Raw genomic sequence first — 13,099 nt, forward strand, 5'->3', positions numbered from 1 at the left:
GGTTAACGGGTACTCATTGTCGACAGCAGGCTATCTCCCGTTGGGGAGGCCTCACTGACGGCTAAGGAGGGATGAATGACGTCTTCATACAACTGTTGATAGCGTTCCATCATTAAAGCGTCGGTGTACTCGGCCTCAACGCGGGCAATGCCTGCCGCGCGTGCGCTATGCCATGCAGACGGATTAGCCAGTAAATGATGCATAGCATTAGCCGTCGCCATGGGGTTGGCAATCGGTACAATTTGTCCCGCGGCTTGATGTGTGGCCGGGTTGCCAATGACCAGTTCGCGGCAGGCGCCGACATCGCTGCACACTACCGGCACGCCTGCCGCCATGGCTTCGAGTACCACTAATGGCTGTGCTTCGCTAATTGAGGTCAACACCACCAAGCGCACCTGGGCGAGGATGTCTTCGGTGCGCTGGAAGCCTAGAAAGCGAACGCTGCTTTCCACACCAAGTTGCGCCACTAAGTCGCGGCATTCCTGAGCATAGGTCGGATCCTCGCTGTCGGGACCGACAATCCAGCCCTCGGCGTCGGGCGTTAGACTGATGAGTTGGCACATGGCACGAATAAACGTCTTGATATCCTTAATCGGTGTGACGCGACCCAGTAATGCCACAATAGGGGCCTGATTGTGGGCGGTGGCGTCACGCAGCGGCGCAAAGCGCTCAATGTGAATGCCGTTAGGGATCAGTCGCGTACGCGCTTCGGGGGCACCATCCAGCAACTGACGTGCGCGGTTGCCTTCATGGAGCGTGGTGATTTGCGCAGCGCTGGCGTAGGTCATCCGCCCAAGGCCCTGGAAAAAACGGATCCACATCTGTCGGATATAGCCGGTATCAATTTGAAACCCGTGAGAGAGCGCATCGCGGGACGTTTTAATCCACTTGGCTTCGAGCAGGTCGATTTGACGCTCTTTGGTATAGATGCCGTGCTCGGTGATAACCAATGGCCGCTGGTGAATATGGTGCGCCATAGCACCTAAAAAGCCAGCATAGCCGGTAGAAATGGTGTGAAGGCAGCGGCTTTTAGGCAACGCGTTGGCAATTCGAGCCAGCATGAAGAGCGGCGTGTGAATATTGCGCACTGACCAAAAATAATCGATGAAAGAAGGCTCCGTTGCATGCTCAAGGTAGTGGTCGACAATGTATTGCCATGCTTCTTGGCTGTGGAGAAAATCCTCCTGACTTAACCCCCCGTGCTGGCCGATCATCCGTGCGACGTCACACAGTGCTCGTTGCTGGTCGATAGTCGCCGGTTTGCGCAACGTTTCGTGAAGTTCGCGGACTTTAGCAAACGTACTGGGCCGCCCTCGGCGCGCTTTTATGGCGCGATGCGCGGGTAAGTCCTCCATCAAATAATGGCATTCCAAATGCACCACGTTAGCGGGTCGTTCAAATAAGATGCCAGCATAATGATCGCTGCGGCCACCCAGGAAAACCAGCGCGAAACGAAGCTGGGGAAGACCTCGAATCAGTTGATCCACCCAGGCGCTCACGCCCCCTCGCACCATGGGATAGGTTCCTTCCAGCAACAAGGTGACATCCGCCGGAGCGTCACGTTGGTTCAGTGTTGGCCAGCTCATTGCCAATACTCCATTAAGGGGTGCAGCACAGGGTGCCGCTGGGTCGCAGGGCTAAGACGTGACAGATGGCCACGAAGCGTAGGGTAGTGACGGGTTAGAAAGGCTTGTTCGGCGCGATATGGCGCGAGGTCGTCGTCGTTCATGCCCAGTCTTTCGCATTGGCAAAAGGCGGCTTCGGCACTTTTATAATCCTTCAAGGCGAGGCATATGCGGCCACGTAATAGCTGCCGATGAGCGCGGTTAGCTTGGACAATGGCCTGGTCGATGTAGGCTAAGGCACGGGTTAAATAAAACTCGACGGTATTGCCCTGGGCAAGAGTGAGATAATCATATTCCCAATACAGCACGGCCAGCGCTTCGGCGTAATGGCCAAAGGGGTCCCCATCGCGCCCGTATTGCTGCGCAAGCAGTTGAATGCGCTCGTCTACCTCACGTTCAATGCCACTGAGCATGGAATAGGCCAGCAAGCGTACGTCATCGGTTGGGTCGGCCAGGCCAATGCGAAGCAGGCCTACTGCTTGGCGGCGTGGTAAATGGCGGCAGGCCAAAATGGCTTCCTGGCGTAGCACGGGGCTCTCGGAATAACTGAGTACGCTGGTTAACCCTTCTCGCATGGCGGTTGTATCAGGGCTAGGTGGGGAAAGCGGCTGGTAGGGCAGCGGTGGTAAATCCAACGCCTGCCAATACGCGTCATGCTTTGGTACGGCGCGGTAAAGCGCTGGGATTACTCCCATGGCTAAGCCCAATATGCCTATGCCGGGCAGTAAAAAAACCAGCAACAACAGCACTAACAGACTACCCATGACGGGCCGTTGATAGGCAACGGGTAGGGTTTGGCGGCTACCTTCCGCGAGTAGCAGCGCCCCTATCCCATGCAACGCGATGACATGTAGTGAAGGCACAGCTGTCGTGGCTAGCCAAAGGTAAGCCGCCCCCGCTTCCGCAGAGAAACCGACGGTCAGCCATGGCAGACTGCGCAGCAACACGGCTGTAAAACGTCTTGGGGGGCTAGGCGTGGGCATGATGGACCTCGGGAAGGATCTTGGTCGACAGCAATTTCTTAGCCGATACGCGGCCATCCAGCACCTTGTAGCTAATGGTTATGTGCTGGCAGTCTTCGCCGAGCCCCGGCTGAGCGGCAAGTGTTTCCTGCAAACGCTCGGCATAAATCGCAAAGGCACCCTGCTGGGTGAGTGGCAGCAGTACATAGAGTCGCTGTGACCGGTCATCTTGTGGGGAGACCCAACTCCGGTCGAGGCCGCGTTGCTGGCTGACAATGCTATCGATAGCGTTGGCGACTTGGTCATCGCTTAACTTCGCTGAGAAATCAATGGTGATCAGCAGAGAGGTAAGTTGATGATCGCGGGCGTGGCGTACCCATTGGGCGACGACGGCGCGAGGATCGGTGTCTTCCCCTTGCCGAGTGTGTTGGGTCTGCTGCAACATATCACCCAACTGTGCCCCCAACACTGCCAGTAAATGTAAGTGGCCACGATGAAAGTCGATAAAGGGCATGGCAGTGATGGCCACCACAGCGTAGATGTGTTGTTCAACATCAATGAGAGGTACGACGGCTAGCAACGGCGCGTTATCAATATTAATACCTTGATCCATCGCGCTTTTGAGACAAATCATACGGCGCTGTTCAAGGCAGGCAGCCAGCATCGGGTCGTGCCACGGGAATGTGACCTCACCACCAAACCAGGACGCAGACGAGGGTTGCAATTGCCCACGATGATCCACGGGTATCAACACCGCTTGCTGAACCCGAGCGTGCAGCGCCAGGAAGTTCAGCAGTTCGCCACCGTGCTGTTTGAGCAGATTGCCGCCAGGTGCGAGCGATTGATATTTTTCCTCAAGGGCTTTCAGGGCATCGCGCAGGGTGAACGGATTGGCCGCTAAGCGCTCGGCCAATTGGTCGTGGGAAACGCGCAATAACTGATAGTGGCGGACGAACTCTTCTAGTCGTGTCGACTGAGCATGGTGGATAACGGCCATTTGCTGTAAACGCCGACGCCAAGTGTCGGCCATTTCGCCCGCTATCATACCGACCAATATCAGCGCGATGGCAACTGGCAAGCGCTGGGATGGCTCGTTGAGCAGGTCACCGTGGTACCACCACCCCTCAAGCCCCATCAACATAACGCTGACCAAGGCACTACTAAAGCCCAGTGCGAAGCCATAGCGCATCCCCACCAGCAAAGGGGCGATGGCCAATAACCAGGTCAAGCCACTGCCAAGTAGCAGCGGGTCGTCTGGATTGATCGCCCAGCCGATAACCGGAAACGCGAGGGTGATCACAACGCTTTCTAGCAGGCGTAACCCTCGGGGCGGCAGTGCAGGCTGAAGTTCATCGATAGATGGGGACATGGTGGCCTCACTGCTGCACGGGCAGGGTGTCGACTAACTCCGCCATCAGTTTCTGCGCCACGCCGCTGGTGGTACTAAATCCCCAGCCAGTGCGTGCGCCGCTGGCGCTCCATAAAATCTCTCCCGTATTAACATCCACCACGCGCAAACTGATGCCAATGGCGGGTTCGCCATCCAAGCCGGCTTTGTATTGCCACTCATCCACGGAGCCCGTTAACGCGTAACGAACCCCTTGCTGCTGAGCCCAGTCAAGCGCCGCTTGATAGTCCTGCTCACTGGGCAGCGCTAATAAGTTTTGCTGAGTCGGGCGTGGTGCTTGGCTTAGCGAGCTTATCCCTTGCTGATGCAAAAGCGTCAGCAGGCTGGCTTCCGCCTTCTGTCCTGCCAGCGGCGTTTCGGAATGATTGGCGATAGGCAGTAAAGCCCATTGCGCTTGGCGGCTTAGCGGTTCTGTGCGGTGAACATCCGTGACCGCGCAGCCAGTTAGCATGAGCACGCCGAGCAGCACCAGCTGTACCAACGGCCTTAATCGAATAATACGCATCGCGGTATCTCCAGGGCGCTAGGTCGGCGCCTCAAGCAGTGGTAGGGGTAACGGCGTGGCCGTTGGGTCGCCTGTGACATCGTCAGTGCCCCAGGAAGTATTGATACGTCAGTGAAACGCCGAGGTTGGTGTCGCCATCATTCCCCGACCCTTGGTCAGCTTCTACGCTCAGACTGAGTGAATCGTTGCCGAAAAGCCGGCTACCCAGGGCAAAGCGTGCGTTGAGGCCGATATCGTTTTCGGGTAGCTGATAACCCGCTTCCAACGCCAGCTCGAAACTCGGCGAGGCCAATAAAGGCGCGGTGCTGGCAGGATCGCCGCGGCGCAGAGCAACGCCGACGCCAACAAAGCTCGATTGATCGGTGAGTAGGTCGTCGGTTTGAAAATTGGTTGGCAGCCGCTGGCGGATATCATCAGGCAGTTGGTCAATGGAATAGTCAGCATGATTTGCTAACACGCTTAGATCCAACTGGCGGGTGGCTCCTTTCAGCAATGCATGACGCAACTCGGCGTCCACCCGATAGCCATCGCCGAGGGAATCGCGCGTTTCGCGACTGCGTAGACTCACGTGGCTAGCCTCTAGAGTGAGGGTGTCTCGGGCGGTGGGGGTCCATTCCAACTGAGCGCCGACTCGGTCTTCGACGGCGAGCAGCCGCAGGGTGTCGTTAATGTCGGATACATGACTAACTTCACCGTACAGCGTGCCCGCCAAACGTGAGGTTGCCTGCCAGCGTTGCGACGCACCACCGTAAAGCCGGTTGTTGCGCTCTGTGTGTAATTGGCCCAGCGTAAGAGTGGTATCAAGTCGTGTGCCGTTAAAGCCTAGTGTCAATTCGGTGTCTTGTTCATCGGTGACGCCTTGGCTATCGGCAATCTCGTCCTGGGCGTCAAGCTGACGTTGCACCAGCGTAAGCTGGCCCAAAAAACGCTCTCCGCTCACCTGGTATAGCGCTTCTTGTGAGGTGATATCCAGCTCGCCCAGGCGCTGATATTCAGCGGAAGTGGCCAGCCGGTGGGGCATATCGGCCGCCAGTTCAACGATATCATGCCGTCGGTCCATGCCCTCGGCGGTGAGCCGTTTGGCGAGTGTGCGGGCGGTTTGACGGCGGTCGAGCTGGCGCATAATCGCCAAGCGATCGGTGGCCGAAAGTTCGCGCCCGGCATCGCCATCCAACAGTTGTGCCAGAGTGTCGCGGTCATTCTTTGCTAAAGCCACAGCCAGCGTTTGCCAGGCGGGGCTGACATGCCCCTGTGACTCGGCGCGAAGTAGCAAATAACGGGCGTGAATGGGCTGTTGCATGGCCATGTGCGCATCGAACAGCCATTCGCTGTCGCTGGCCTGAATGGGCTTTTCAGCCAAGGTATTGGTCACGAGTTGGCCATACCAGCTGTGCACGCTATCGGGGCCATGCCGTTTGGCCACTAGTGCCATCGCCTGGGTATGGTCGCGGCGTTGCGCCTCGCTTAGGGGAGCCTCTAGCGCTGAGGTCAACGATGGCGAAAGCTCGGCGAAGGCGGCCAAGCGCATGTTAAACGCCAGTGCTTCTTCACCGCTCTGACTCAGGGCATCGGCATGGTAAAGCTGCTGCCATGCATCCAGCACGCCTGCGTCGCCCGCTAAGGCATACCACACAAGTGCTTGGTCAAGATTGCCTAAAAATCGCTGTGCATCGGCTATGGCGCTCATCATGGCGGGGGTTTGAGCGGCTTGATCCTGCCACTCTGTCATGCGTCCACGCAGTTCTTCTTCATCACCTAAGGCGATTAACGCATACAGCATGCCGGCGCGCAGGCCAGGGTCCTGGGGTGAGCGCGCAAGGGCTTTTTGGTAAGCCTCGACGGCCTCATCGGGTGCTCGTTGAAGCAGTGCTTGCTGCGCTAGCGCAGCCCAATAATCGGCGGATGGCTCAAATGTTTCAGGCGCTTGCTCTGCCATTGCTAATAGCGATTGAGTCAAGGCTGGCTGACGGTCGCGCTGAGCTAAATAGAGCATTTGAATTAGCGCGTCGCCGTCACGCGCCTGGGACCAGCGATGCTCGGTCACCCGCATGGCGAGGTTGAGGTTATCGTTATCGGCGGCGGCCTGGATGAGTCGCGAGGCGCCTTCGGCGTCCAGGGCATCCTGCTCAAACAGCGCACTATAGGCGACCATGCTGGCCTGGCTGTCACCCAGCTGCCAAGCCAGCTCAGCACGGTGTTGGTCAGAGTCGGTGCTGGCGCTGTCCGTGGGCTGGCCGAGTAGTTGCAAGGCGCTATCCAACTGCCAGTTTTGGCTCATTAGCTGTTGTTGTGCCTGAATAAATTCAGGCCGTGCCCCATAGCGGGCATTGAGTGCCGCCCAGCTTTCAGTGGCTTCATCCAGACGTCCGGTTTGTTCAAGCCAGGTGGCTAGGCGAATGCCTAACGCTTCATCACGAATGCCGGCCGCCTGCCAGGCTTGTATATGCTCGATGGCGGCATCGGGGTCGCCCAATTGTTCAAGCAAATCAGCCCATAAGCGGCGATCTTCCAACGTCAGCTGACGCTTTCGTTCCAACCGGCTCAGGGCACGAATGGCGGCAGGACGCTCACGGACACTGAGAGCCAGCGCGATAACCCACCGATTATGGCTTTCCTTGTCTGTTTGGCGCGCGAGTTGCTCAGCATTCTGCAAGGCCCCTGGGGCATCGCCGGACCACTGTAGCGTTTGGGTTAGCTGTTCAAGGTAATCGAGATTGTCTGGATGCTGGCGGCGCAGCTGCTCAAGCGACGTCATGGCGCTGGCTTGATCGTTGAGGCCCAGCGCAATGCTCAAGTGACGCTCTAAGTTAGCTGTATCAGGTTGTTGGTCGATCAGTCGCTGTGACCAGTCAAGCGCTTGCTGCGGCTGATCATGGGCAAGCGCTAAGCGGACACCTAAGTCGAGCAGTTCGCGGTCGTTGGGGAATGCCGCCAAATACTCGCGGGCATACTCGACCCCCTCGTCCTGCTGACTCTGTTGGGCGGAGCGCAGGGCCTCAAGCGCAGCCGTGCGACGCGGTGATTCAGCGCTATCGTCATTTTGTTGGGCATGCGCTGGGGCAATCAGCCAGGAAAGCCAGCCCAGCGTTAAGCGGGGCGTTTCAGCGACCCGATACGCACGGTGCCAGGCGGCGGCCGAGCGCTCTGGATGGCCAGCACGCAGCCACCAGTAACCGGCCAGTGATAACCAATGATATTGTCGATCGACCTGCTGGTCAGCAAGGCGCTCGTAAAGCATGGCCGCCTGCGAAGGATGCTCAATAGCCAGCCAATAATCAGCCATACGTTCCAGGTATTCAGCAGGAAGACGGATGTTGGCCTGAAAAGCCTCTAGGATTGCCTGAAAGTCTTGAGCGGCTTGTTGCCGGTCTGGCTGTTCTGCCGCGACCGCCGCCAGCAACTGCCACTCAATGGAGAGACGCAACCACTGAATTGCTACATCGTCGGTGTCTTGTAACGGCAACAGGATAGTACGGGCAAGCGGGGCATCGCCCACGTTAAGCAGCTTGCTTGCCAGGTTGACGCGCAGCTCCACGTTATCAGGGTTGGTATTTAGCAGCGCCTGGGAGTAGAGCAGTGAAATTCGACTCGGCATGCTGTCACTGTTCTCAAGCGTCAGCAGATGGTGGGCGGGAAACAGCAAGACCAGCATCAGGGCAATGGCCAAGGCCACCAAGCGCAGGGTTAACGGGCGGATTAAGCGCCGTTGGCGCAGCATGTCGGTATTTACTTTAGGCTTAGCGTGTTGCACAGCGCACCTCGATCCGCTCAGCGCGAGCGTGGTCAAAGGCGAGCAGGGTAGCGTTGCCACGCTGATCAATGCGTGCCCCAGGGGCCGAAACCTGGCAGTTTTGAGTGGCGCCAAGCTCGACCTTTAACGGAACCTGTTCGGCGGCAATACCAAAGCGGAGCTGCCCAGTTGGGCTTGCCTGCCATTCGGTGATACGTCCATTGGCATAGCGCAAGTGAGGCGTTCTCGGTTGGCTGGAAGTTACGTAAAGCGTGGCATTCCCTTCGCCTGAGAGCGCGATATAGCGACCCACAGGGACGTCACGAACGCCCGCAACCCCGTCAGAGCGTTCAAGATCAGGCCAGCCCATGTCGGTGGGGAGTCGTAGGGTGCGCATGTGGTCAGCCCCTTTGATCTGCCAACCGCCGTCTAACCGTTTAGCGATACCGGCGTGGTACCACTGGGTGGCTACATCGCTCCAGGCACTGGCATACAGCGGCAATGTCTCCTGGGTGAGTACAAACTCATACACCTGATGGAGCGCACGTAGCGCGCCGGGGCTCGCAGCGGAGTAGAAGTGGTAGTAAATATCGATGGGCTTTAAGCGACGCGGTTGGTCGGTGAGCTGATAGGTCTCGATTGCCCGCCGGTAGCCCCACAGAGGACCTAACATGTTGTTGGTATAAACATTTTCATTAATCTGTGGGGCGTAAACCTGAAGGTAATGGCCTTGCGGGCGCAGCATGGGCGATACGTTGGTCATGGTCGGGTTGCTATGGGTAACGCTTGTGTTACCGCCGTTTAGATTGCGTAGCCCCAGTTCGTCGGCAATTGCCAAAGCTTTTTCAGGCGGCAGTGCATTACCTGTCCACAGAACTACGTTGACCGGCTTATCGGCGGGTGCCAGTTCGCGGTTGATATAGTCACTAGAACCTTCGATTTCACGCCGCAATGAGAAGCGATAATTGGGAATCGGCAGGTTGTAATTGAACTTGGCAAGGGTTTGGCCCTGGCCTGCCATATCATTTTCCTGAAGGCTTTCCCACTCGAAAGGATGGCTAAAGGTATGCGTTGCCACCTCGACCCAGGGGAGGCTGAAAATACGCCGTGCCAAAGGCTCCAGCGTTGCGCGATGCTGGGGATAGAGGCCTTCGGGGCCTATCTCGCCTTCAATAATCGATACCGTAGTGGGCACTTGGTAGCGTCTTAAAATATCCGACAGCATCAGTTCGCCGGTGAAGGGTGTGCCGGGCAGGTCAGCGCGGCTGACAAAGGCATCGCCGTCGATTTGGGTCATCCAATAGCGGGCACCATTTTCGGTGGTGGCGTCGGGAATCGGCATGTCAGGTAGTGCTAAGGCGCGCTGTAAAAACGCAAAGGGGTCAAGATTCCAGCGCATTTGCGTTTCACTTGCCTGCTCGAAAATCCACGGGTAGCTCGCAAGTCCCCCCCAATGGCCGGTGAAGATCGGTGAAAAGCGTCGATCACGATCATCGCTTAATGTAAGGTGCGACGTAATGGTGCTGTCGAGTATTTGATAGCTGGTTTGAGGGACGGGGGACGGGTGAGAAAAACCCTCAAAATCAACTAGTTCGTCATGGCTAAGTGGTGTTAATGAGGCGGCCGTCAGACCGCTGACTTCGCGCACGCCCATTAAGCTGCCTAGCGCGCCTGATAGTGGCACCCCAGGGTCACCCACGATCGCTGCGCGCAGGCCGTTTTCCAACTGGTGTTGCAACCAAGGCGCATAATGCGATGCACCGGTCAGCGACTCATCAAACCAGGTCACCACCCCAGCGTAGCGGCCATGCAGGATATCGTTGGGTAGCGGGTCGTTAACGTCGCGATACTCAGCCCCATAGCCCAGGTACTCCAGGGGCATCGCCAGATAGCGGTGGGCGTTGGTGTAGGCTAGCTCGCCAGCTTCCGTTTTAGCTTTATCAAACAGGATCAACACCCGTCGCGGCATGGCTTCGACCAGCCCGACGCCCATTTGATTGAGATGCGGCACGCTCACCCAGGGAATAAACCCTTCGGCGTGAATGCGCTGGGCGGTTTCCCGCGCTAACGAGCGGTTATTGGCGGGGACATAGTCAATGGCAATCGCAGGCAGTCGATAGTCATCCCTGACCCGGGCAAGCTGTTTGTAAAGCCAAGTCTGATCTTCGTCAGGCACCGCCCCAAAGACTTCAGTGGTAGGATTCCAGCCGCGATAGAGTGACTCAGCCGCCACCCCAACCACATCGCCGTGAACGCGGTCTAGGACTTCAAACCCACGGTTAAGTATCAACTGCATATCGGGAAATTGGCGTTTGATCTGGGCAATGATCTCCACCAGGGCATCCTGCTGGCGCCCAGCGGCGTCTCCGTCAGGCGCAAATAGGCGATAGCTATCCAGGGTATCGAGAAACAGGCCTCGATAGCCGGCGACCCAAAGCGGGCGAACGTGCTCCTCAATCAACCACTGCTGCCACTCAGGGGCGGTTAGGTCGGCCACCTGGCTATTCCAGGCATCGTTACGGGTGACCAGTGCCTCTTCGGCAATGGGGGTATTGGTTTCCCGCCATGCATCGAGTTCACCAATACTTACATAGGCGAAAAGCTGCCCGCCGTGCTGTCCCAGTTGACGATAATGGTCGCTATCAATATTGGCTGCCTCGACCACGATCCAGTCGAATTGCGAGAGCAGCTCGGTGGGAGCGTCATTGCCGTAGTAGAACGCAACGCTGGGTTGGTCAGGCGTTGTGGCCGCATGCACCAGGCCACTGTTTAGCATGGTTAGTGCCAACAGCAGTCCGCGGAAGAGATAAGTAGCCACAGCATCACCTTTATCGGTAAGTTCGCATGAACCCGGTGCGTTTATCAGGCGTTCATTATGAGCGGGGGGGCCGTGTGACGGACCATGGTTTGATGGTAGTCATGAATTAGTTCACTCAGGCCTTCGCGCAGCGTCCATTGCGGGGTGAGTGATAACCAATCGGCTAAGCGCTGCGGGTCCCCATAAGAATGGTGGATGTCTTCCGCCTTGGCGGGCAGGTGCTTAGCGGGTAAGAGGCAGCCGGTTAATTGGGTTAACAGGTCGATTAGCTCAAGCAGATCAATCCGCTGGCCTGTCGCGACGTTGCAAATACCGCATTGCGCGCTGAACAGCGCAGTAAGGTTGGCGCGGGCCACATCGCCGACGTAAATAAAATCGCGCGATTGGCTACCATCGCCAAAAACGACGGGGGCTTGATCAGTGAGCATTCTATCGATAAAGCGTGCCACGACACCGGCGTAAGGTGAGTGGGGATCTTGGCGCGGGCCATAAACGTTAAAGTAGCGCAGCCCCAAGCTGGGTAAATGATGCAGACTTGCTAACAGGTCTGCGTAGCGTTCATCCACCCATTTTTCCAGCCCGTAAGGTGACAGGGGCTGTAGAGGGGTTTCTTCGCCAAGCGGCAGTTGCGTAGGCGTGCCGTACACCGCAGCAGAAGAGGCATAAACGAGCTTCGTGACCTTTGCCTGGGCCGCCGCTTGCATTACGTTAAGCGCCCCTAGGATGTTATGTGTGGCAGAGTCGTAAGGGTCTTCAACCGAGCGGGAAACAGATACCTGAGCGGCAAGATGCAGGCAGTGAGTGATGCCTAGCATTGCAGTGCTGACATCGTCGCGAGAACGAATATCGCCTTGAACAATTTCCAGGTGTTCATGTTGAGGAAGGTTGGCAACGCAGCCGCTTGAGAAATTATCCAGTACGCGTACCGAGTACCCGCTGGCTAACAGCAGGTCGACTGTATGAGAGCCAATAAAACCCGCTCCCCCTGTTACCAGAACATGTTTGTCGTCGTTGTCCATGATCATGCTCCCTATCCCTTATTGGCTGATGACGCCTGCGGCATATGGGCTTATTCAGCGCTTTAGGTTTTGAAACAATTTGTATCTTAATGTTTAATTATAATTACAATTCGCGCAATAGGCGGGGTAATGGAATTGCTAACTAGCAAAGCATGCTTTTACTCATACTTGAGTGATGAGCGGGGAAAGAGGGGAGGGAGTGTCGCGGTTTTTTATCCGCGTTGCCCTATAAAATAAAGGCCAGCGTAAAAGCTGGCCTAGAAAAGTTAAAAGCTGGCGGTGTCAGTCAGCGTAGTGTGATCCGTTCAACGCCTTCTGGATTGCCTAATAACAGTATGTCGGCCCCTCGGGCAGCAAATAAGCCATTAGTGACGACACCGACGATGGCGTTAATTTTAGCTTCCATGGCGACGGGGTCGTCGATCATAAATTCATAGCAGTCGATAATCTGGTTGCCGTTATCGGTGACCACGCCTTGTCGATACACTGGCTCGGCACCCAGGGTGACAAGCTGGCGGGCAACATAGGAGCGGGCCATGGGAATGACTTCCACCGGCAACGGAAAATGGCCAAGCTGGTCGACATACTTAGAGTGGTCGGCAATGCAAATGAAACGCTCTGCGCAGGCCGCCACGATTTTTTCGCGAGTGAGCGCAGCCCCACCGCCTTTGATCATCTGTAAGTGAGCGGTCACTTCGTCAGCACCGTCGATATAAAAGGGCATCGTGCCCACACTATTAAGCTCGAATACCTCGATGCCCAGCGCCGACAAGCGTTGGGCACTGGCCTCTGAGCTCGCCACCGCGCCCTTGAATTGATCCCGGAGCGGCTTGAGTCGATCGATAAACAGATTGGCTGTCGAGCCGGTGCCGATGCCCAGCACGGTATCTTTCTCTAGCCAGGGTTCAATTTCACTGATCGCTTTATCCGCGACGGCGGCCTTGAGTTCGTCTTGGGTCATGGTATGCCTTTTCGCTGGGAACATTGGACTCACTGCTCATTATAACGACGCGAACGCGGCCTGCCGATCAA

At 56.9% G+C, this 13,099-nt stretch carries 8 protein-coding genes; all 8 read right to left on the reverse strand.

All coding sequences use genetic code 11. The annotated features are described in order from the left end of the window. Positions 1-2: 2 nt before the first annotated feature. The 8 genes from pelF to rpiA all read right to left on the reverse strand — a co-directional run bounded on the left by pelF (position 3) and on the right by rpiA (position 13,028). Complete coding sequence (gene pelF / locus CPH17_RS12855) at positions 3-1,586, reverse strand: GT4 family glycosyltransferase PelF (protein WP_096299780.1); 1,584 nt, start codon at positions 1,584-1,586, stop codon at positions 3-5. Beyond that, complete coding sequence (locus CPH17_RS12860; RefSeq protein WP_096299782.1) at positions 1,583-2,608, reverse strand: HEAT repeat domain-containing protein; 1,026 nt, start codon at positions 2,606-2,608, stop codon at positions 1,583-1,585. Before CPH17_RS12860 ends, pelF begins: the two co-directional genes overlap by 4 nt. Next, positions 2,595-3,956, reverse strand: a complete 1,362-nt coding sequence (locus CPH17_RS12865; protein WP_096299784.1) for a PelD GGDEF domain-containing protein — start codon at positions 3,954-3,956, stop codon at positions 2,595-2,597. The genes CPH17_RS12860 and CPH17_RS12865 overlap by 14 nt, the downstream gene beginning before the upstream one ends. Positions 3,957-3,963: 7 nt before the next feature. After that, the gene (locus tag CPH17_RS12870) at positions 3,964-4,500 is read right to left on the reverse strand and encodes a hypothetical protein (protein ID WP_096299786.1); all 537 of its coding nucleotides are present in this window, start codon (positions 4,498-4,500) and stop codon (positions 3,964-3,966) included. An 82-nt stretch (positions 4,501-4,582) separates the two neighbouring features. Next, the gene (locus tag CPH17_RS12875) at positions 4,583-8,251 is read right to left on the reverse strand and encodes a tetratricopeptide repeat protein (RefSeq protein ID WP_096299788.1); all 3,669 of its coding nucleotides are present in this window, start codon (positions 8,249-8,251) and stop codon (positions 4,583-4,585) included. Next, positions 8,238-11,048: a bifunctional glycoside hydrolase 114/ polysaccharide deacetylase family protein gene (locus CPH17_RS12880; protein ID WP_231898030.1), complete on the reverse strand. Its 2,811-nt coding sequence runs from the start codon at positions 11,046-11,048 to the stop codon at positions 8,238-8,240. The genes CPH17_RS12875 and CPH17_RS12880 overlap by 14 nt, the downstream gene beginning before the upstream one ends. A 44-nt stretch (positions 11,049-11,092) precedes the next feature. Continuing rightward, positions 11,093-12,067: an NAD-dependent epimerase/dehydratase family protein gene (locus tag CPH17_RS12885; protein ID WP_096299791.1), complete on the reverse strand. Its 975-nt coding sequence runs from the start codon at positions 12,065-12,067 to the stop codon at positions 11,093-11,095. A 286-nt stretch (positions 12,068-12,353) separates the two neighbouring features. Beyond that, on the reverse strand, positions 12,354-13,028 hold the full coding sequence (gene rpiA / locus CPH17_RS12890) for a ribose-5-phosphate isomerase RpiA (protein ID WP_096299793.1): 675 nt from the start codon (positions 13,026-13,028) through the stop codon (positions 12,354-12,356). Positions 13,029-13,099: the final 71 nt, after the last annotated feature.

The sequence above is a fragment of the Halomonas sp. hl-4 genome (genome assembly GCF_900215475.1).
Classification (GTDB): domain Bacteria; phylum Pseudomonadota; class Gammaproteobacteria; order Pseudomonadales; family Halomonadaceae; genus Vreelandella.